18 protein-coding genes are annotated in these 21056 nt (G+C 71.0%); 8 read left to right on the top strand and 10 right to left on the bottom strand.

All coding sequences use genetic code 11. The features are described 5' to 3' along the window. Entirely contained in the window at nt 1-2775 is a 2775-nt protein-coding gene (locus GNX95_RS11345) for a helix-turn-helix transcriptional regulator (protein ID WP_163507048.1), read from the bottom strand. A 286-nt stretch (nt 2776-3061) separates the two neighbouring features. On the opposite strand from GNX95_RS11345, the gene GNX95_RS11340 reads away from it, so the two are divergent. Both GNX95_RS11340 and GNX95_RS11335 read left to right on the top strand, forming a co-directional pair. Further along, nucleotides 3062-3676 (top strand): RNA polymerase sigma factor, encoded by a 615-nt coding sequence (locus GNX95_RS11340; RefSeq protein WP_163507047.1) that lies wholly within the window; start codon nt 3062-3064, stop codon nt 3674-3676. 47 nt (nt 3677-3723) lie between these two features. Continuing rightward, nucleotides 3724-4662 (top strand): AfsR/SARP family transcriptional regulator, encoded by a 939-nt coding sequence (locus GNX95_RS11335; RefSeq protein ID WP_163507046.1) that lies wholly within the window; start codon nt 3724-3726, stop codon nt 4660-4662. Between the two features lie 172 nt (nt 4663-4834). Here the strand turns inward: GNX95_RS11335 and GNX95_RS11330 are convergent, their stop codons facing one another. Further along, nucleotides 4835-5143 (bottom strand): antibiotic biosynthesis monooxygenase family protein, encoded by a 309-nt coding sequence (locus GNX95_RS11330; RefSeq protein WP_163507045.1) that lies wholly within the window; start codon nt 5141-5143, stop codon nt 4835-4837. 75 nt (nt 5144-5218) lie between these two features. On the opposite strand from GNX95_RS11330, the gene GNX95_RS11325 reads away from it, so the two are divergent. Further along, nucleotides 5219-6097 carry a LysR family transcriptional regulator gene (locus GNX95_RS11325; protein WP_163507044.1) on the top strand — a complete coding sequence of 293 codons (879 nt, stop codon included), beginning with the start codon at nt 5219-5221 and terminating at the stop codon, nt 6095-6097. Here GNX95_RS11325 and GNX95_RS11320 read toward each other — a convergent pair. Then, entirely contained in the window at nt 6075-6674 is a 600-nt protein-coding gene (locus GNX95_RS11320) for a TetR/AcrR family transcriptional regulator (protein WP_163507043.1), read from the bottom strand. The two genes, GNX95_RS11325 and GNX95_RS11320, sit on opposite strands and share 23 nt — an antisense overlap. A 41-nt stretch (nt 6675-6715) precedes the next feature. Here GNX95_RS11320 and GNX95_RS11315 point away from each other — a divergent pair, with 41 nt between their 5' ends. Continuing rightward, nucleotides 6716-7117: a hypothetical protein gene (locus GNX95_RS11315; RefSeq protein ID WP_163507042.1), complete on the top strand. Its 402-nt coding sequence runs from the start codon at nt 6716-6718 to the stop codon at nt 7115-7117. A gap of 183 nt (nt 7118-7300) precedes the next feature. Here GNX95_RS11315 and GNX95_RS11310 read toward each other — a convergent pair whose 3' ends face one another. Further along, nucleotides 7301-9322, bottom strand: coding sequence for an AfsR/SARP family transcriptional regulator (locus tag GNX95_RS11310; RefSeq protein WP_163507041.1), 2022 nt, complete (start codon nt 9320-9322; stop codon nt 7301-7303). A gap of 306 nt (nt 9323-9628) precedes the next feature. On the opposite strand from GNX95_RS11310, the gene GNX95_RS11305 reads away from it, so the two are divergent. Further along, nucleotides 9629-11416 carry an AfsR/SARP family transcriptional regulator gene (locus GNX95_RS11305; RefSeq protein WP_163507040.1) on the top strand — a complete coding sequence of 596 codons (1788 nt, stop codon included), beginning with the start codon at nt 9629-9631 and terminating at the stop codon, nt 11414-11416. Nucleotides 11417-11791: 375 nt separating this feature from the next. Further along, the gene (locus GNX95_RS11300) at nt 11792-12550 is read left to right on the top strand and encodes an AfsR/SARP family transcriptional regulator (protein WP_163507039.1); all 759 of its coding nucleotides are present in this window, start codon (nt 11792-11794) and stop codon (nt 12548-12550) included. Between the two features lie 97 nt (nt 12551-12647). Here the strand turns inward: GNX95_RS11300 and GNX95_RS11295 are convergent, their stop codons facing one another. After that, on the bottom strand, nt 12648-12974 hold the full coding sequence (locus GNX95_RS11295) for a TcmI family type II polyketide cyclase (RefSeq protein ID WP_163507038.1): 327 nt from the start codon (nt 12972-12974) through the stop codon (nt 12648-12650). A gap of 142 nt (nt 12975-13116) precedes the next feature. Between GNX95_RS11295 and GNX95_RS11290 the strand changes: the two genes are divergently transcribed. Then, nucleotides 13117-14316 (top strand): cytochrome P450, encoded by a 1200-nt coding sequence (locus tag GNX95_RS11290; RefSeq protein WP_163507037.1) that lies wholly within the window; start codon nt 13117-13119, stop codon nt 14314-14316. Between the two features lie 102 nt (nt 14317-14418). Beyond that, nucleotides 14419-15771 (top strand): glycosyltransferase, encoded by a 1353-nt coding sequence (locus GNX95_RS11285; RefSeq protein WP_163507036.1) that lies wholly within the window; start codon nt 14419-14421, stop codon nt 15769-15771. Between the two features lie 201 nt (nt 15772-15972). On the opposite strand, the gene GNX95_RS11280 is transcribed toward GNX95_RS11285, so the two are convergent. The 5 genes from GNX95_RS11280 to GNX95_RS11260 form a co-directional block, all read right to left on the bottom strand. Further along, nucleotides 15973-17043: a hypothetical protein gene (locus GNX95_RS11280; protein WP_163507035.1), complete on the bottom strand. Its 1071-nt coding sequence runs from the start codon at nt 17041-17043 to the stop codon at nt 15973-15975. A gap of 2 nt (nt 17044-17045) precedes the next feature. After that, on the bottom strand, nt 17046-17564 hold the full coding sequence (locus GNX95_RS11275; RefSeq protein ID WP_222853512.1) for a sigma-70 family RNA polymerase sigma factor: 519 nt from the start codon (nt 17562-17564) through the stop codon (nt 17046-17048). Nucleotides 17565-17665: 101 nt separating this feature from the next. Beyond that, nucleotides 17666-19426: a glycosyl transferase gene (locus GNX95_RS11270; RefSeq protein WP_222853511.1), complete on the bottom strand. Its 1761-nt coding sequence runs from the start codon at nt 19424-19426 to the stop codon at nt 17666-17668. Next, nucleotides 19423-20226, bottom strand: coding sequence for a dolichyl-phosphate beta-glucosyltransferase (locus GNX95_RS11265; RefSeq protein ID WP_163507033.1), 804 nt, complete (start codon nt 20224-20226; stop codon nt 19423-19425). Before GNX95_RS11265 ends, GNX95_RS11270 begins: the two co-directional genes overlap by 4 nt. 45 nt (nt 20227-20271) lie before the next feature. Continuing rightward, entirely contained in the window at nt 20272-21030 is a 759-nt protein-coding gene (locus tag GNX95_RS11260; protein ID WP_163507032.1) for a class I SAM-dependent methyltransferase, read from the bottom strand. Nucleotides 21031-21056: the final 26 nt, after the last annotated feature.

The raw sequence follows: 21056 nt of genomic DNA, 5'->3' as shown, positions 1-21056 counted from the left end.
TCAGGCGCCGGCGAAGGCCTGGTCGCCGATCGCCTTGGCGAGCTGACCGCGGGACCGCAGGCCGAGCTTTCGATAGACGTTGGACAGGTGATACTCGATGGTCTTCGGCGACAGGAACAGCTGCGCCGCGGCCTCGGCGTTGCTCGCTCCTTCGGCCACCACCAGCGCCACCTGCAGCTCCTGAGGGGTGAGCTGCCCGGACGGCGACTCGCGGCGGGGCCGCGCGGTCGCGCCGGTCGCGCGCAGCTCGGTCAGCGCCCGGTCGCTCCACGGTTTGGCGCCGAGCCGCTCGAACTGCTCGGCGGCGGCCTCCAACGCCTCGCGCGCCGCGGCTCGCCGCCGGTGCCGGCGCAGGGCCTCGCCATAGCAGAGCATCGTCCGCGCCGTCTCGAACGGCTGGCTGGACCGGCCGTGCCATTCGATGGCCTCGGCGAAGGCCTTCTCCATGTCGTCGGCGGAGTCGGCGAGCAGTCCGCGGCAGCGCATCGCGATGGCGATCTCGGTCGGGCGGCGGCTGTTGGCCGCCTCGGTGACCAGCACCTCGTACGGCTGCTCCGCGCGCTCCGGCTGGCCGGCGCGGACGTACGCCTCGACCAGGTCACCAGCCCAGGTGAGCAACACCGGGTCGCCGAGCCCCTGCTCGGCGCTGAACCGGGCGACCTCGGCGAGCCGGCCGGCTGCCTCGGCCGGCCGGCCTTCGGCGAGGTCGAGCATGCCGAGCGCGCCGGTCGCGCGTACGGCCCACACCTCCAGGCCCTGCGTGTGCCGCAGCGCGCGGTCGGCGTGCTCGCGGCAGTCGTCGGCGCGGCCCATCGCGGCCTCCATGGTGGCCAGTGTGACCAGGCTGTTGGGCAGCTCGGTGAGAAAGCCGGTCTGCTCGGACAGCTCCAGCGCCTCGTGCGCGTACGAGTAGGCGGCCTGCCAGTTGCCGGTGCGAAACTCCAGCATCGCCAGCCGGGACAGCGGAAACGGCAGGATCCCGACCGCGCTCGCGGCCCGCGACGAGCGGATCTGAAACTCCAGCAGCCGGCGTGCTTCGGGCAACCCCTCCAGCGACTCCCACGCCTGCGCGCCGATCAGCAGCGGATGCTCGGCGCTGGTCGGGTCGCCGGCCAGCAGGAACCGCTCGCTGTCGGTGAGGATCTGCCGGGCCCGCTCGCCGTCGCCGCCGATCGCCAGCGTCAGCGCGTGGATCACGTGCACCAGCGGCGTCGCCTCCGGCGGCAGTCCCTCGACCAGCGCCGCCGCCTTGCTCGCCGCCTCGAAGGCGAGCCGCTGCTCACCCATCATCACCGTCGCCATGCCGACCTGCGCGTACATGAACGCGGCCCACACCGGCTCGTCGGTCTCCACCTGGCGTGCGGTCGCCAGCGTCACGTCCCTGGCCTCGCGCGGCTGGCCACCCCACATGCCCAGCCGGCCCCACAGAAACCGCGCCTCGGTGCGCAGCTTGGCGTCGTCGGTCTCGGCCAGGATGCCGTCGACCAGCTCCTGGCCGAGCTCGATCTGGCCGGCCGGCATGCTCACGTAGCCGGCTTGCATCAGCCGCCGTACCCGCAGCTCGCCAGGCGGCGTCAGCCGCGCCGCGCGGCGATAGAGCTCCAGCGCGGTCGCGAAACTGTTGCGCTCCAGCGCCGCGTCGGCGCCGGCCGCCATGTCCGCCGCGGCCGCCTCGTCGGTGCCGATGGTGGCGGCGGCCAGGTGCCAGCCGCGCCGCTCGGCGGCCCGCGGACCGCCGATGCGCCGGAACGCCTCGGCCAGCGCCCGGTGCGCGGCACGGCGGTCGGCCGGCGAGGCGGCCTGGTAGAGCGCGGAGCGTACGAGCGGATGGCGAAACCGGATCCCCTGGTCGTCGATGTATGCCAGGCCGCTGGTCTCGGCCGGCTCCAGGTCGGCCGCCGACAGGCCTTCGGCGTCGAGCGCCGGCAGCAGGACCTCCTCGGCGACACCTGGCTGCGACCCGACGGCGGCCAGTACGAGCAACGCGCGCTGCGTCGACTGCGGCTGCGCGGCGATCTGGCTGCCGTAGGCGAGCTCGAGCCGGCGGCTGATCGGCAGCGGCTGCACCGGCGAGACCTCGGCGCTGATCCGCGGGAACTCCAGCAGAGCCAGTGGATTGCCGGCCGACTCCTGGATCCGCTGCGCCAGCAGCCGGCGGCTGAGGCCGGTGCTCTGTCCGTCGAGCAGTTCCCAGGCCGACGACTCGTCCAGCGGCGGCACCATGACCTCCGGCAAGGTGCCGATCCACCGGTTGAGACCGGAGGCGACGTCGTCGGGCGTACGCGCAGCGAGCACCACGGCGATCCGCTCGGCCTTCAGCCGCCGCGCGGCGAAGATCAGCGCCTCCATCGAGGGCAGGTCGAGCCAGTGCACATCGTCGACGACGACCAGCAGCGGTTGTTCCTCCGCGGCGGCGGCGAGCAGGGTGAGCGTCGCCGCGGCGACCGCGAGCCGGTCGCCGCCGGTCACCGGTCCCCAGTGCAGCGCGCCGGCGATCGCGTCGGCCTGCGGACCTGGCAGCTCCGGCGCCAGCCGGGCGAGCGGGTCGAGCAGCCAGGACAGGCCGGCGAAGGACAGCTCGCTCTCGGCCTCGTGTCCGGACGCGCGCAGGACCGTGAAGCCGTCGTTGGCGGCCTCCTCGGCCACGAAGTCGACCAGCTGGGTCTTGCCGATGCCGATCTCGCCGCGTACCAGCAGGACGCCGGCGTCCCCCTGCCGAGCAGCTGCCAGGAGCGCGCGAAGGTTCGCACATTCCGCGGTCCGGCCCACCAGCACAGGAGAAGCCTAGAGGGCTGCGCTGGTGAGCAGAAGGCGCGCACCGGTAAGTCCGACCGGCCCGTGACGCAACGTTGCAGAGGAGCCCAAAACCGCTCCGAAACGTGAGTACGCGCGGCTGTTTCATAGCATTTGCTTAGATTCGTGACCCCTGGCGCGTACCCCTGGCCGGGACCCTGGGGTTTTCCCGGATTCGACCGCTGCCCGGGGCTGGCACATTTCCCGTTAACGCCTTCGCAGGAGCACTGGCGACCTGCGGAAACAGCAGCGGAAAGGTGGGCCTGCCATGCCGCCGGCAGTGACGATCGACCTGCGGACCAACGTCCCGACGCCCAGAAGTGCCGAGCAGGGTCAGCCGCTGGAGCCGAGCAACGCCCAGCTGGCCGCCGAGGCGGCCGCTGGCAACACCGCGAGCTGGGAGGAGCTGGTTCGGCGGTTCGGACCGCGGCTGCACCGGATCGCCGGCTCGCACGGTCTCGACGAGGCGACCAGCGCCGACGTCGTGCAGACGACCTGGCTGCGCGCGCTGGAGCGGCTGCACATGCTGCGCGAGCCGGCGGCGATCGGTGGCTGGCTGGCGACGATCGCGCGGCGCGAGAGCGTCACGGTCGTACGGGGCCGCAGCCGCGAGCGGCTGGTCGACACCTACGACCAGCTGGACGCGCCGGACGACGACCGTACGCCGGAGGACGAGGTCGCCGCGCTCGACCAGAACGCGCAGGTGCGTGCCGCGCTGCACCGGCTGCCGCACCGCGACCGCCAGCTGCTGACGTTGTTGATGGCGTCGCGTACGCCGAGCTACACGGCGGCGTCGGCGGCGCTGAACATGCCGGTCGGCAGCATCGGACCGACCAGAGCCCGGTCGCTGGCCGCGCTCCGCCGCCAGCTGGTGGCGTCATGAGCCGGGCCGGTTTGGAGCCAGTTTCATCGCAACTACGGGGAGAAACGATGACAGCGTACGCGGCGGGGGCCGCAGACATCAGCTTTTTCACGCCGCCGGCACCGGCGCCGGCCGCGCGCGTGTGCACCTCCGGCGCGCCGCGGTCGACCCCCGGCCGGCTGCCGATGTGGTGGCTCGGTGAGGCGGTGAACGGCGCGTCTGAGGGGGGTGCGCCGCTCGCCGCCGTACCACCGCCCGGGGCGCAGCTGCCGGCGGTCCAGACGCTCGGCCGGTTTCGCGTCCTGCCCAGTGGCCGCGCCGCACCGGCCGTGGAGTGGCACTCGAAGAAGGCGCGTGACCTGCTGAAACTGTTGGTCGCGCGGCGAGGCCGGTCGATCCCGCGCGAGGCGCTGATCGACGCGCTGTGGCCGGGGGAGAGCCCGGCCAGGTGCGCCAACCGGCTCTCGGTGGCGCTGTCCACCATCCGCTCGGTGCTCGACCCGGCCCGGTTGCATCCGGCCAGCCACTTCGTCAGCACCGGCAAGCACTCCGTCGCGCTCACCAACATCCGCGTCGACGTCGAGGAGTTCCTCGCCGCCGCGCGGCACGCGCTGATGGGTCAGCATCCGACCGAGATGGTGCGTACGCGCGCGTTCCGCCGCGCGGCCGCGCTCTACACCGGCGACTTCCTGGAGCAGGACCAGCACAACGACTGGGCCGTGAGCCTGCGCGAGGAGGCGAAGGCGACTTACGTCGAGTTGCTCCGCACGCTCGCGTCCACGGCCGCCATCGCTCGGTCATACGACAACGCCGCGCAGTACAACCTGCGCATCCTGGAACGCGACGGCTACGACGAGCAGGCGCACCTCGGCCTGGTCGCGGTGTTGCGCGGCGCCGGCCAGCACGGCGAGGCGCGACGGCGTTACCAGGTCTATCTCGACCGAATGGACGAGATCGGCATCTCGCCGATGCCGTTCCCGGGCGAAGCCGGCCTGCGACCGTACTAGGGCCTGTTTCGAAGTCCCACGCGGCGATAGCCGAGCCGCTGTCACATCTGTCTCGGGCCGCCTGGCGGCACGGCGAAACCGCCCACGTGGCGCTGCCACGCCGGGCGGCTCCGCCGCACCGGCGGACGACGGTTGGATCTCGACTCTCACCCCCCCGGAATGGAGACAGGCCCTAAGCGCTGGAGAACAGCACCGAGCGGTGCGTCGCGGTGCGGTCATACGAGGCCAGCATCGCCTGCGCTTCCGGCTCGACGATCGAGACGCCGATGTCGTCGCCGGCGAAGGCGCGGATCGCCTCGAGCGACTTCCAGAGCGTGTGCGCGGTCAACTCGACCTCACCGCCGAGGTCGCGGGAGAGCAGGTACGCGCCGAGGAAGCCGGGCAGCTCGCGAAGCTGAGGTTGCAGGGTTTCTTTGAAATAGGTGGCATATTCGCGCGCGCCGGCGGTGTCGGCGCGCGCCGACCAGGTCCTGACGATCATGTCGCCATTGTCGGCACCACCGTACGATAAAGTAAAGGTGAACTATCTTCATCCGTACGGAAGAAAAGCTTACTCGTGATCGATCCTCGGCGGCTGCGAGTGCTGCGGGCGCTGGCGACCTCCGGCAGCGTCGCCGGCGCGGCGGCCTCGCTGCATCTGAGTCCGCCGGCGGTGTCGCAGCAGCTGCGGGTCCTGGAGCGTGAGGTCGGCGCGGAGCTGCTGGATCGCTCCGGCCGGCAGGTGACGCTGACCGCCGCCGGCCGGCTGCTGGTCGCGCATGCCGAGCGGATCGCGGCGCAGTTGCGCCAGGCCGAGGCGGAGCTGGCCGAGCTGACCGGCAGGGTTGCCGGACCGGTGCGGATCGCGGCCTTTCAGAGCGTCATGGCGGTGCTGGTTGCGCCGGCTTTGCGCCGTCTCGCACAGACACATCCGGCAATCCGTCCGTCGGTCGTCGAGCGCTACGGTCCGCCGGCGCTGGCCGCGCTGCGGCGCGGTGACCTCGACATCGTGCTCACCGAATACGACACCGCCGCGGCGCAGCCCCAGCTGGAGGGCCTGCGGCTGCGACGGTTGTTCGTCGACCCATACCGGCTCATCGTGCCGCCGGACTGGCCGGCAGGTCTCGCCTCGGTCGCCGACCTCGCCGGCCGTCCGTGGGTCGCCGGACCACCGGACACGGCCTGCGACCACGCGTTGCGCCGACTGGCGGCCGAGGCCGGCATCCCACTTGCCATCGAGGACGTCTGCGTCGAGTTCCCGTCCGTGCTGGCGCTCGTCGCCGCCGGCCGTGGCGCCGCCGTGGTGCCATCGTCCACAGTGGACACCTCGGTCCGGGTCACGCCGGCCAGCATCGGCGGACGGCAGGTCGGCGCGTACGTCCGCGCCGGCAACCGGCATCCGGACCCGGCCACCCGGTCCACATTGGACATCCTCAGCGAGACAGCAGCCCGGTGAGCTCTTCGCCGCACTGGCGAAGAAAGTCGCGGTGCGCGGCGTCCACGCGCTCGGGGTCGGAGCAGCCGAGCCGGTCGAGCAGCAGGCCACGGTGAGTGCCGATCGCTCGCGTCGCGAACGATCTCGCCGCGTCTTTGGGAACGCCGTTCGCTTCGATGGCGGCGGCGAATGGGTCATGCCATTCGGCGACGACGTGTCCGAGGAAATCGCCGTAGTCGGCCGGATTGCGCAACGCCGCCGCGTACGTTTCGTAGAACAACAGCAAAAACGACCGCGCCGGATCCGTCGTAGACTTTTCCCAGACCTGCGCCATTATTCCGACGATGACGTCCTGAAATGAGCCGGTCGGCTCACTGTCGAGGATCGCCCGCAGCGGACTGCGTTCACGTGACTCGGACAGTGCCTCGTCGATGAGTCGTTCCTTGGAACCAAAGTGATAGAGCAACGTACGCGCAGTGGTGTCGAGCGCTGCCGCGAGCGGTCGTAACGACAGTCCGGCGAGACCGTGCCGCTCGAGATAGCGCGCCGCCGCGGTGAGTAGCGCGGCTCGGCGGTCCGGATCGGGGTGGCGTCCCATGGCTCTTTTCTACCACGACCGTTTCATGTAGCGTTCGTTTCATGAAACGCTTCCTCCTGCCACTCTCGTACGGTTTTGGCGTCTGGGTGATCGGGACGGCGCTGTTCGTGATCGCCGGAAACTGGGTGATCCCGGCCGCCGGGACCCCGCTCACCGTCCCGGTCCTGGTCGGCCTGACCGTGTTGACCGGCGGCCTGGTGTGGCTGATCGGTGTCGACTTCCGGAAGCGGGTCGGTCCGGCGCCGGCCGACCGGCTCGCGCTGATGGCCGGGCTGGCCGGCACCGGACTGCTGCTGGACGGCCTGATCCTGCTGGTCAACGGCACGTACTATCCGCTGATGTCGGCGGACCGCCAGTCCAGTTTCGCCACCTACCTGCTGCTCGGCTATGGCGCGGCGATCGGCGCGCTGCTGCTGCCGACTGGCCGCGCCGTCGACGACTAGATGGTCTATTCCAAGGGTTGGGGCAGCTTGAGTTCTTGACCTGGTGCTCGACAGTTGGATGCCCGTCGCGGTCGAGGAAAGCGCGAGCAGGGCGTTGGATCATGGGATTGTCACGCACTTTTGAGCTTGACGTGCGCGAAAACCCCATGGTCAACAACACACAGCCTCTAAGGCCGTAGCTTTCTAAGCGGTCGTGGGTCCCGGCGCGAGTGCCAGGCCGCGGTTGTCGACGACCTGGCGGATCAGCACCAGCGCCTCCGGATGGGTCCGCATCTGTTGGTCGTCGGTGAAGCTGAACCCGTAGAGGCCGGCGTTGCTGAGCTGGTCGAGCATCCCGGGCGCGTCGAACAGGCTCTCCACGTCACGCTCGAAGACGCCAGGCACCAAGCCCCGGTGCGGGCCGTAGTTGGTCACCACCACGGGACCGTACTGGCCGAGCTGGTCGACCATCTGCTTGACGAACACCACGTTGCTCAGGTCGTCGATCGCCTCGAAGCTCATGAAGTCCGAGCCGCGCAGCACGTCGGCGAAGTACGGAAACATCGACAGGCCGCCGCCGGTCGACGGCTGGTCGAAGCTTGCCTGCCAGTGTTCCCAGCCGATCGCGACGCGGGCGTTTGGCGCCTCGGTGAGGATGATCTTGCGCAGCGTCCAGAACCGGTCCTTCAGCGCCCGGAAGTACGCCGTGGTCGCCGCGTCCTGGCGAAACCGGCCACCGACGGCGTCGGCGTTGCAGGTCAGGTGTTCGAGCCGGCCGAAGAGCGTGATCAGCAGGGGCGGATCCGTCGCCCTGCCGGCGAGCGCGTGAGCCAGCCGGCGGATGTGTTCGGGATAGCTCGGCGACAAAGGGTCGACGGCACCGCAGGCCGGGCCGTACGCGGTGCGAAGCGGCCGCCGTTCGCTGCTGTCGCGTACGACCACGTTGATCGCACGGCCGCTGCGATAGGCGCGGTCCACGTCGGCGCGGTGCGTGCCGGTGAAGGCGGCCAGGTCGGCCGGCCGCTGATACGAGGCACTCAGCATCGACACGCGCGCCTGCCGGGTCAGCGGACTGGCGGCGGCCGCGGCCAGGCTGGGGCCGACGCCGAACAGCACCTGTCCGGTGCGGCCGGTGCTGGCCTTCTCGGTGCCGGGCCCGGCGTGCAGGCCCGGATAGGACCAGCCGGGCAGCGGCCGGCGCGCCGGTTGGTCGGCCGGCCGGCTGTCCATCAGGATCAGTGGACTCGGCGAGCTGACCGGCTCGGCGGCCAGCAGCGGCGGATCGGCGAACGTGTGGTTGGCGGCCAGCACCGCCAGACTGGTCAGCACGCAGACCGCGGCCACCAGCAGGATCGCGGTCCGTAGCCGGTGGTGCATCCGGCCGGACGCCCGCTGCCACCAGGACCGTCGGGCTTTCGGCTTCGGGTCGCGGACCAGGGTCCGCGGCTGCGCGGGCGGCTCGGCCGCGCCGCCGGCGAGGATCCGCTGGTGCAGCTGCCGCAGCTGCGGACCCGGTTCGACACCGAGCTCGCTGACCAGCGCGCGGCGCGCCTCGCCGTAGGCCGCCAGCGCCTCGGAGCGCCGGCCGGCCAGGTGCAACGCGACGACCAGCCGTTCCCAGGTCGGCTCGCGCAGCGGGTCCTCGCTGGTCAGCGGCCGCAACAGGACCACCGCCTCGGCGGCCCGCTCCCCGGCGAGCAGGCTGTCGGCCAGCCGGTCGCGCGCGACCCAGCGCAGCTCCTCCAGCCGGCGCGCGGCCAGCACCGCGTCCTGGCCGGCCAGTGGCGCGTACGGCTGGCCGTGCCACAGGTCCAGAGCCCTGCGCAGCTGGTCGGTCGCCACCGCGGTGTCGCCGCGCTCCACCGCGGCCCGCGACTTTTCCATCAGTTCGACGAAAAGCTCAGTGTCCAGCTCAGCGCCGGTGACGTTGAGCCGGTAGCGGCCGGCGCTGCTGTCGATCCGGCCGCCACCGCGGTCGTCCGGTGCGAGCAGCCGGCGTAACCCGTGCACGTACGTCTTGATGTTGCCGCGCGCCGACGCCGGCGGCCGGTCCGGCCAGACGGCGGCGATCAGCTGCTCGACGGTGACCCATTCGTTGGCGTGCAACAACAATGTGGTGAGCAGCCGGCGCTGCTTGTCGGCGGTCACCTCCACCAGCCGGTCACCCGGCGCGCGGATCTCCAGCGGTCCCAGTACGCGAAATGACATCGGTTCAGTGCCGATCATCTGCACCCCCGTGCGGATTCCTTGGCGGCATCAGCCGAACGTAAACGCAGTATTCGATGCTACATAGGCGGGAACGGCCTGATCCGGGAATTCGACACCGATTGACCCTGGATCGACCGAAAGTTTGTCCGGTACAAATAGCTTTGACGATAATTGTCGGCGCCGTCCGGTCCGTGCCGTCGAATGGAAGTTACAAGAGGTTCAAGAATTGTTCGATCTGCTCGCCGCCGCAGGTCGAACCCGAATTGAACCGGTTCAAGGCATGGTCGTCCTACCAACTCCGATGGTGGACGGACAGGAGTGAAGGTGGCCTGCGCGGCGGCGTGTTTCCGGGTCCTCGGACCGGTGGAGGCCGTGGACGACCGCGGACCGATCCCGCTCGGCGGATCGCGGCAGCGGCTACTGCTGGCCGTGCTGCTGACCGCGCCGAACCGCGCGGTCAGCGTGGAGCGGATCGTCGCCGCGGTGTGGCCGGACGGGCCGCCGCGTACGGCGACTGGACAGGTCCGCGACCGGGTCCGGCTGCTGCGCCGCCGGCTTGGCCGCCTGACCGGACCGACCGGCGGCGACCGGCTGGGCACCAGGGCCGGCGGATACGCGCTGCAGGTGGCCGAGGATGAATACGACGTCGAGCTTTTCGCGCACCGCGCCACCGAAGGCCGCCGGTTGCTCGACGAGGGCCAGCCGGAGCAGGCCGCCGACCGGCTGCGCTCGGCGCTGGAGCTGTGGCGCGGCCAGCCGCTGCAGGGCCTGAACTCGGCCGGTTTCGCCGAGGACATCGCGCGCTGGGAGGAGACCCGCTCGGTCGTCCACGAGCACCTGATCGACACGCAGCTGGAGCTCGGCCGGCACACCGAGCTGCTCGGCGAGCTGGCCTCGCTGACCGCGGCCAACCCGCTGCGCGAGCGGTTCTACGAGCAGTGGATGCTCGCGCTCTATCGGTCGCAGCGGCGCAGCGACGCGCTCGAGGTGTTTCGCCGCGCCCGTACGACCCTCGCCGAGGAGCTCGGTCTCGAGCCCGGGAATGCCTTGCAGGGCCTGCATCAGGCGATCCTGGCCGGCGATCCGGCGCTGGACCGTCCGCCGGAGCCGGAGGTGCTGGCGGTCTCCCAGACGCCGGCGCGACGGTCGTGCGCGCCCAACCAGCTGCCGCCGGACGTGCCGCATGTCGCCGGCCGCCGCCAGCAGCTCACCGAGATCTGCGCCGAGCTCGCCAAGGAAGGACCGCCGGGCACCGCCGTCGTCGTGATCAGCGGACCGGCCGGTGTCGGCAAGACGACGCTGGCCGTACGCGCGGCGCACGCGTTGCGACCTGCATTCGCCGGTGGCCAGCTCTACGTGGATCTCAGTGCTGGCAACGCGATCCAGCCGTACGACGTGCAGGCCGCCGTGCTGCGCGGACTGCGCGTCACGCAGGTCCCGGACGACCCGGCCGAGCGGACCGCCGCCTACCGGTCGGCGCTGGCTGGCCAGTCGTCGTTGCTGGTGTTGGACGACGCGGCCGACGAGGCCCAGGTGCGTCCGCTGCTGCCCGGCTTCGGCTGCGCCGTGTTGGTCACCAGCCGCCGCCGGCTGACCGGCCTGCTGGACGCGCGGCATCTGCCGGTCGGGCCGCTGACCACCAGGCAGGCGGTGGAGATCCTGGGCCAGGTCGCCGGGCGTGAGCGGGTCGCCGCCGATCCGGTGGCGGCAAAGGCGGTGGTCGCGGCCTGCTCGCATCTGCCGCTCGCGGTGAAGATCGCGGCCGCGCGGCTCGCGGCACGGCCGTACTGGCCGATCGCCGCGTTGGCCGACCGGCTGGCCGACGAGGACCGCCGGCTGGCCGAGCTGACCGCGGGGGATCTGGACGTACGCGCGTCGCTCGTACGCGGCCTGTGCCGGCTCGGCCGCGCCGAACGTGCACTCGTCATGCGGCTGGCCCGCCGCGGCGGCGGTCCGGTGACCCTGGCCGAGCTGGCCGGCGACCCGGACCTGCCGGCGCTCGACGAACTGCTGGAGACGCACGTGGTGAGCCGGGTCGATTCTCCGGACGCCGAGCCGCGGTTCTGGTTGGACGACCTGGTGCGGCTCTGTCTGCTTGGCCTGCCGGACTGACCGTACGCGGTGACATATGCCATATGTCAAAAGGAGATTTCTCTCGGCGTCCGAGATTTTCGTTGGCGGCCGCGGCATTTATTTGACGTAATGCGTAAACATTGCGGTCGGGGCGCCGGTTTTGCTGGTACAGACCGGTTTTGAGGCTCGCTGAACCATCGCGATGCAAACGATCTCATGGCCACCTCGGTTGAACCTGAGGAAAAACAGATCGGCGCCAGACGACAACCAGATCTGTCAATTGCACGATGACTGCGGCGGGTGGAAATGCGCCGGCGATCCTCGCCTGTGCGTGCCGGAAGCGAAATGTTATCCAGATGTTTCCTTGAAACATAAAGGAAACATCACGGTGGTCAACGGAGAGGTTGTTTTCGGATGGAATTCAAGGTCCTGGGGAGCCTGGAGATCGGCATCGGCGGCAACGTCGTCAGACCCAGCGCGCCGAAGCAGCGGACCGTGCTGGCGCTGCTGCTGGCATCGGCCAACGAGGTCGTCTCGACCGGCGCGCTGATCGACGAGTTATGGTCGGACCGGCCGCCGCTGAGCGCGCAGACGACCCTGCAGACGTACATCTATCACCTGCGCAAGACGCTCGGCTGCGGCGACGGAGGATGGGCCGCCGAGCACGTGCTGCTGACCCGGCACGGCGGCTACCGACTGGTCGCACCGGCCGAGGACGTCGACGTCGCCCGGTTCGAGAAACTGGCCGCGCAGGGACGGTCGGCGCTGGACCGCGGCGAGCTGCAGAACGCGTCGGACACGCTGCGCGCCGCGTTGGCGCTGTGGCGGGGGCCGGCCCTCGCGGACGTGGCGACCGGTCCGCGGCTGGAGACCCACCGCGTACGGCTGGAGGAGGCCCGGATGCACGTCACCGAGCTGCGGATCGAGAGCGAGCTGCGGATGGGCCGGCACCGCGAGCTGATCGGCGACCTCAAGCAGCTGGCCGCGACACACCGCCTCAACGAGTGGTTCCACCTGAAGCTGATGACCGCGCTGTCCCGTGCCGGCCGGCGGCAGGAGGCGCTGGAGGTCTACCAGAAGCTGCGCCGGACGCTGATCGACGAGCTCGGCGTGGAACCCGACCACAGCATGCGCCAACTGCAGCACCGGATGCTGACCTCAGAAGCGGTCTGACCGTCCCTGCGGCCGAGTCGAATGTGCAAGATAGGACCACTTTCGGCGCCGGAAGTGGTCCTATTTTGCACATTCGATTCTCGGTGAGCCGGTCTTTTCAGCTGCCGGCCTCCCAGCGATAGAACTCGTGTGCCATCGCGTCGGCCGGCGACCGCCAGGTCCGCGGGTCGTACGCGCTGATGTGCGCGGACAGCTCGCGGCTCAGCTTCAGATAACCGGGATGTTCGCGGATCTCCGCGATCGTCGCCGAGCGCGAGTCGGCCACCTCGGTCAGGTGGAAGTACAGGTCGTGGAAGCGCAGCAGCGTACGGCTGATGGTGCCGGCGACCCGGGGAAGATCCGTGGCGTCGGACTCGCCGAACAGCCGCGCCACCTCTGCGGCCGACTCCGGCCGCATCCGCGCGACGATCAGTGCACGTTCCATCTCTCACTCCTGTGGTCGGCCGGTTTTCCGTGTCCGGCAAAGCATGCCGGCGTCCGCTCGTGGCCGGGTCGGGAATAAATCGCACGAATCTGCTCGAGATCTCCTCGACACACCGTCGAGCCGGCGGTGCCAGTGTCGTCGCATGACGACCGCGAAGCCCGTGATGCGATTTCCCTTTCCGGCGACCAACAAGTTCGACCCGCCGGCCGAGCACGCGGCGCTGCGTGCCGCCGAGCCGGTCGGCCGGGTCGCGCTGCCGACCGGCCACACCGCCTGGGTGGTCAGCCGGTACGCGCAGGTGAAGCAGGTCTGCACGGACCCGCGGTTCAGCAAGGAGGCGATCACCCGGCCGGACGCGCCGCGGCTGATGCCGATCCAGCGCGGCTCGAAGTCGCTGGTGATCACCGACCCGCCGGAGCACACCCGGCTGCGCAAGATCGTCTCGCGCGCGTTCACCTCCCGCCGGATCGCCGGCATGCGGCCGCACATCGCCGAGCTGACGACCGCGCTGGTCGACCGGATGGTCGGCGCTGGGCCACCGGCCGATCTGGTGTCCTCACTCGCGTTGCCGCTGCCGGTGACGGTGATCTGCGAGATGCTCGGCGTGCCGGCCGGCGACCAGGAGCGCTTCCGTGGCTGGACCGACGCGATGCTGACCATCGCCGGTGGCCCGACCGAGGAGCTGAAGGCAGCGGTCGGTAGCCTCCGCGCGTATCTTGCCGGCCTGATCGCGGAGAAACTGCGCGGCTCCAGCGACGACCTGCTCAGTGTGCTCGGCCGCGCACACGCCGAGGACGACCGGCTCGATCGCGAGGAGTTGTTGGCTTTCTGCATGACATTGCTGGCGGCCGGCTATCACACGACGACGGCCGCGATCACGCATTTCGCCTACCACCTGCTGCACCAACCCGAGCTCTATCGCCGGCTGGTCGCCGATCCGGCGCTGATCCCGTCGGCGGTCGAGGAGCTGCTGCGTTTCAGCCAGATCGGCGGTGGTGCCGGCACCATGCGGATCGCCACCGAGGACGTGGAGCTGGACGGCGTGACGATCCGCGCCGGCGAGGCGGTCATCCCGTTGTTCAACTCGGCCAACCGCGACGAGGACGTGTTCGCCGATCCGCAGCGGATCGACCTGGCGCGTACGGACAACCCACAGATCGCCTTCGGACACGGCATCCACTACTGCCTCGGTGCACAGCTCGGACGGCTGGAGCTGCAGGTGGTGCTGGCCGAGCTGACCACGCGGCTGCCGGGCCTGCGACTCGCCGCGCCGACGGCGGAGATCTCCTGGCAGGCCGGCCTCGCGTTTCCCCGGCCGGTGGCATTGCCGCTCGCTTGGTAGGTTTGCGGTGGCGTGCGATTTTAGGTGAGGTTTGGGCGATCTGCGCATCGCCGCGACTGGAAATCCAGCGATATCCAAGAAAACGGTTGCCTAATGTGACTCATGATGATTGTCATAGTCACCAGTGGAAGCCGCGGCGACACCGAGCCGTACGTGGCGCTGGGCCGGGAACTGGTCGCGCGCGGACACCGCGTGCGGCTGGTCGCCAGCAAGAGCTATCGGGGCCTGGTGGAGCAAGCGGGTGTCGAGTGTTTTCCGCTCGACATCGACATGTCCGCGCATCTGGGCAGCGCGGAGGCGAAGCGGTGGACGGGCCGTGGACACAGTTCGCTGGCCGCGATCCGCGGTTTTCGCCAGGTGGTGGTGCCGATGGTCGAGCCGTTCCAGGCGGCCGCGGCGCAGGCCTGCCGGGACGCCGACGTGGTGCTGTTCTCGCACACCGGGGTGGCCGGCTATCACATCGCCGAGGCAAACGGTGTTCCGTGCGCGATGGTGGAATACCTGCCGCGGCAACCCAGCGGCGGCCATCCGAGCTGGCTGGTCCCCGGCCGCAGATCGCTGGGATGGTGGGGAAACCGGGCCAGCCACCTGGTCGCGCGGCAGTTGACCTGGCGGATCCGCCGGCCCGGCACCAACCGGTGGCGCACCGACGTGCTCGGCCTGGCCCCGCTGCCGTGGTGGGGTGGCCCGGAGCGCGCGATCGCGGCCGACCGGGTGCCGCGGCTGTGCGGCTACAGCGCCGCCGTCGCGCCGCGGCCACGTGACTGGCCGGAGCGCGTACGCATCACCGGATACTGGTTTTTGGAGGATGACAACGAAGACTGGCAGCCGCCGGCCGACCTTGCCGGTTTTCTGGCCGCCGGTCCGGCGCCGGTCTACGTCGGTTTCGGCAGCATGGTGCCGGCGGATCCGGTCGAGCTGGATCGCACCGTACGCGCCGCGCTGGGCCGCGCCGGCGCACGTGGCGTGCTGCTCGGCAACCCGTCCGGGCTGCCGGCGACCGACCAGTTCTTTCCGGTCGAGGACGTGCCGCACGCGTGGCTCTTTCCGCGAATGGCCGGGATCGTGCACCACGCCGGCGCCGGCACCACGGCGGCCGCGTTGCGCGCCGGCGTACCGAACATCGTCTGTCCGTTTTTCGTCGACGCCTTGTTCTGGGCCGAAAGGGCGCATCGGCTCGGTGCCGCGCCGGCGCCGATCCCGATCGGCGGCGTGGCCGAGGAGTCGCTCGCCGCGGCCGTGACGGAAGCGTTGTCGACCGACTCGATCAAACGCGCCGCGGCCGACCTCGGCCGGCGGATCCGGAGTGAGAACGGCGTACGCGTCGCGTGCAACCTGTTGGAGGAGTGGCTCGCCACCAACCCACCACCGGCCGGCTGGTCGCGCCGCCGCTGGCACGCCGGTGTCCCGCGCAGGACTCGTACGCCGATGCGACCAAGCCAGCCGCTCGCCTGAGCCGCCGGCCGACTTTTGGTCGCCTGAGGATCCGCGGCAGTCGCTGAAACTGTCGGTGGCGCGTGGCAGTGTCGATTTCGGGGGGGACCATTTTCCGGCCGATTTTCGGCCCCCCGAATATCAGCCTGCCAGCGCGGGCCGACAGTTTCTGGCCGGTCGGCTAGGTCGGCGGGTTGGTCGGGTCGCCGGCCGGCCGGGCGGCTAGCTCGGGGTCGGGGTCGGCGTCGGCTCGGTGGAGCCGGCGGTCGGTGCCTGCCCGGCGGGGTGGCTGTCGGTCGGCGATGGCGATGGCACCTCCGGCCAACGAAACCCGGGGGCGGTGGTGGCCGCGGCGGCGACGCGACGGAGTGCCGGCAGACCGCCGTACGACGACAGGTACGCCGGGTCGCTCGCCTCGGCGAAGATGCCGCTGCCATCGGTGAACGTGACCGACGTGGCCGTCTCGACGGCCGGTCGGCCGCCGACCGTCGAGCTGCCTGCGCCGCGTTGCCCCGGACTGGTCAACCCGGCCGCGATCCAACCGCCCTCATCGTCGATGCCGTAGAGCACCTCGACATAGCGGTGTGGCCGCACCTTCGGACCGATCGTGCTGCGATAGCCGACGATCCGATAGCCATCGCCGATGGTGCTCGGTGGTACGACGACCGGCGCCGTCACCGGGTCGTGGGCGCCGGTGGTGACGCTCAGCGCCACCTTGTACGCGCGGTCGCGGCTCGCGCCGCGGCCGGTCACCGTCACGAAGCCCCAGGCGTCCGGCGCGTACTGCCAGGCCAGCTCGACCGGGTTGGCGCCGTCCGCGGTGATCCAGTACGCCGGCCGGCCGTCGACCGGGTCGGTGGGGCTGCCGGTGGGGGAGGCGACCGCGCCGCGCGCATACATCGTGACCGCGGCGGTGATCCCGCTGAGGCCGCTGCCGTCCGCCGGCCCCAATTCGACGCGCTGCCGGAAGCGGCCCGTCTGGTATGTCAGCGGCGTGAGACCGCCGGCCGAGCCGATCCGGAAGGCCTGCTCGGCGACCGGAAACGCGCCACGGCCTGCGACCGGTTGCTGCGCGCCGCGGGTCTGCTGGACGACGAGCGCGAGCGTCGCCACCAGCAGGATGACGGCGAGTCCGCCGGCGGCCGGCAGCACCGAGTGGCGCATCCGCACCTGCCGGCGGCCGGAGCGTACGGCGCGCGACACGTCCACCGAGGTGTGATCGTCGGGCTCCACGCCGCGCAGCGAGGCGAGCAGCCGCTTTCCGTCGACCTCGTCGTGTCCCAGCTCCGGCATGGCTACCTCCCTCCGAGCGCGGAGACCGCGGTGTCGCCGAGCAGCTTGCGCAGCCGCTTGAGGCCCTGCGCGGTCTGGCTGGTCACGTTGCCCTCCGAACAGCCGAGGACCCTGGCCACCTCGGCGACCGGCAGGTCGTACAGGAACCGCAGCACCAGCACCGCTCGCTGCTTCGGCGCGACCCGCGACAGTGCGGTGTGTACGACCGTACGGGTTTCCACGTCCGGCGGCTGCGCGGCCGGCAGGTTGGGGGTCTCGACCGGCGCGCCGACCAGCCGCACGCGGGCCCAGGTCATCCGCTGCTCGTTCAGGAAGGACCGCACCAACGTCGTACGCGCATAGCCGTCGAGGTTGCCGGCCGCCTTCGCCCGATGCCAGTGCACATAGAGCCGCGTGATCGCGGTCTGTACGACGTCTTCGGCGCGGTGCGGATCGCGGCAGAGCAGCAGCGCGAGCCGGCGCAGCGCAGGCAAAGCGGAGGTCACGTAGTCGACGTAGGCCTGCTCGTCGTCGGCTCGCACCCCGCTCCTTCCGCTCGCCGGCCGGTCCCATCCTCGCCGATCGGCCGGCTCCGCCGATATCCCCGCGAACACCGGACCAGAGAACACGCCGTCCGCGCTGGTCATCGGACCCGCGCCGGCCAGACCCGGACGCCACCGGCCTGGCGCCCGGGACCGAGCAGGTCGTCCAGCGTCCGGCGCAGCGGCTCCTCCCGCGGTCCAGGCGGCAGCACCACGATGTCGGCCTGCCAGTACGCGAAGTCCGTACGCGCCGCGTCCCGCTCGTCGGCACCGATCGCCTGCGGCTGACCGGTGTCCCTGACCCTGCGCAGCAGGTCGGCGGTGGCGCGCGGCTCCGCGCCGTACGCACCTTGCCGCCGCGGTCCCCACGGTCCGACGAAATAGCCGTCCGGCAGCGCGAACCCCATGCCGGCCTCGACCTGCCAGTGCAGGGCGGTCGCGTCGGCCGGCTCGGGCACCGGGACCGGCACGATGACCGGCAGCCGACTCCGCGCCGGCACGTAGTCGCGCCAGATCCCCTGGCTGAAGAACGCGGGCGTCGGTGGCCGGTCGGCGGCGGCGAGCGGCGTCGGGAAGATCGGCAGCAGGGCCGCCGCGAGTCCGGCGCTCCACGCGAGCCGTATGTGCCGCCGCCGCTCGGTGCGCAGCCGGCTGATCGCCAGCGCGAGCAGGATGCCGATCGCTGGTACGCAGATCATCGTGAGCCGTGACTCCAGCACCGACTCGTAGAGCGGCAGATGCGAGAACAGCAGCCACGGCCCGGGTATCCGCGTCGTGTGGCCGGCGGCCACCAGCCACGACCCGAGCGACAGCACGGTCGCCGCGAGGATCGTGATCGCCAGCGCTCGCGCCGCCACCATCCGCCAGGTGGCGACCGCGGCCACCACCAGCAGGATCGCCAGCGGCCAGCCGAAGAACGAGTTCTGTTCGGTGGGGCCGAAGGACAGTTGCAATGCCGTCGGGTCGCCGGCCAGCGACCGCGCCGGAAACGCGAGCAGCGCGGCCAGGTCGTTGCCGGCGTTTCCGTGCAGCAGCGAGCGATAGCTCTGCGGCCCGAAGAACTGCCAGCCGAGCGGCAGCGCCACCAGCGGTACGAAGACCGCGACGGCGACGCCGATCCCGGAGAGCACCGGCCGAGCGGCCGCCAGCGCCTCGCGTGGCCGCATCACGGCGTACGCCACGGTGAACAGGCCCAGGCCGGTGGCGCACAGCAGCAGTGCCTCCTCACCGAGGAAGACCTGGTATGCGGCCAGCAGGCCGAGCGTGACGCCGGTCCGTACGACCGGTCGCTCGCGGAGCCGGAGGAAACGACCGACGATCAGCGGCAGGACGAACAGCACCGCGAGGTTGGGATGAGCGTTCGCGTGCGACACGATCGGCGGCGCGAAGCCGGCGAACGCCGCTCCGATCGCGGCGGCCCCGCGCGGGATGCGCAGCTGGCCCGCCATCAGCGCGTACCAGCAGGCGGCCGTCGCGGCGACGCCGCCGACCAACACCACGGTCCAGGTGACGGCGGGCCCGAACGCGAGCGTGACCGGCGTGAGCGGCACCGACAGGCCCAACATGGCCGTGTTGGCCATCATGTTCACGCCGAGTGGATGGTTCTGCAGCGCGCTGATCAGCGGGTTCTCGCCATGTGCGAGCGCGTACGCGGTCGCCGAGAAGAACCATTCCCACTGGGTCTGGTCCTGGTTGCTGTCGACCAGATAGCGCGGACCGACACCGGCGAGTAGCCCGGCGTAGAGATAGCAGGACAGCAGCACATACGCGCCCACCACCGCCACGTCGACCGGCCATCTGGGAGTGCGCGGGATCGCCGTCGGCTGCGGCGGCTCGGTCACGCGGTCCGCGGCGATCGTCACGGCAGCCTCCTCGTGCCGTGGATCAGCCGCACGCGTACGACGTCCGCGAGCACTCGCGGATAGTCCAGCGGCCGCACCTTGGACCCCGGTTGGTGAGACCAGCGCACCGGCACCTCGGCGACCGGCCAGCCGGACCGCCGGAACAGGTGCAGGATCTCGACGTCGAAACCCCAGCCGTCGATCCGCGCGAGTGCGAACGCGCGTCGCGCCTTGTCGCCGTCGAACATCTTGAAGCCGCACTGCGTGTCGGCTATCTCCGGCACGGCGAGCAGGCGGATCAGCCGGTTGCCCGCCCGGCCGAGCGCGACCCGCACCGGATGCTGGCTCACTTCGACGCGGTTGTCGCGACCGGAGCGCGAGCCGATCGCCGCCGCGAACCCGCGGTCGAGCCGGTCACGCAGCCGCGCCAGCTCGCCGATCGGCGTGGCCAGGTCGGCGTCGCAGTACGCGACCCGCCGGCCGTGCGAGGCCGCGACGCCACGTCTCACGGCGTGGCCTTTGCCGCGGTTGACGATGCTCCGCAGCAGCCGTACGCGCGGATCGGCCGCGGCCACCGGACGCACCAAAGCGGCCGTCTCGTCGGTCGATCCGTCGTCGCAGACCAGCAGCTCCCAGCTCTCGCCGGACGCGTCGAGATGCTGTCGTACGGCGGCCAGCGTCGCGCCGAGCCGCTCGTGCTCGTTGTAGACCGGGATGACCACGGTCAGGTCGACGACCCGTGGTTCGCGCGCGCGGCGGCCGGGCCAGACCCGCGGCTCGACGGGGGACAGCAGCGCCGGTCGCGCACTGGTCGCTCTCATGCCCCATGGACACGACCGACCACCGGCGGCACTGTATGAGCTAGGTCACTCCGCGATCGCGTGGCCGAGATACGTGACGTGTACGCGATCGCCTGACGCGAGCTCGAGGTTGACGATCGACGGGATCTCCGCGTCGCCGACCTCGCCGCGCCGACGCGCCAGCACGGCGGTCAGCAGCCGCCGCGGATCCTTCGGCCGAAACTCCCGGATGCCGGCGTTGCGTAGTCCGTGGCGAGCGAGTGCCGCGGTCATCTCCGCCGGCGTACGCAGCCGCGCCGCGGCGTAGCGGCCAGGTGGCACGATCCGGGTCATCGGGATGGCCTGGAAGGCGCCGAGATAGACCAGTCTCGACAGGAGACTCCGCGTGACCGTGTCGTAGACGAGCACACCGCCAGGCCGGATCGCGCGCGCCGCCTCCGCGAGCACGCGGTCCAGTTGCGAGGTGACCTCGAAGGTGTCCTCGTAGTAGGCGAGGTCGAAGCGCGCGTCCGCGAGGCCGAGATCTTCCGCCGGAGCCGTCCGGAAGTCGATGCCGGTGCGTCCGTACGCCTGCCGCGCCAGCGCGGTCGCCGCTTCCGACGGATCGATCGCCACGACGTCGAAGCCAAGCTCACGTAGGCCGGCGGCGACCAGGCCGCGGCCGCTGCCGACGACCAGCGCGCGGCTGCCGGCCGCCGGCAACCCGGTCGCCGTGAGCGTGTCGGACACGTACGCCATCCGGACGGCCTGGAAGGTGACCGCGCGGACGTGCCGTCCGTCGATCGCTTCCGCGGCCGCCGAGTCCAGCTGGATCAGTGGTGCCATCGCGCGCGCCTCCTCGATGAGTTCCC

Origin of the sequence: Fodinicola acaciae (assembly GCF_010993745.1) — a bacterium.
GTDB lineage: Bacteria > Actinomycetota > Actinomycetes > Mycobacteriales > HKI-0501 > Fodinicola > Fodinicola acaciae.
The sequence above is the reverse complement of the archived record's forward strand: the minus strand, read 5'-3'. Positions and strand labels throughout refer to the sequence as shown.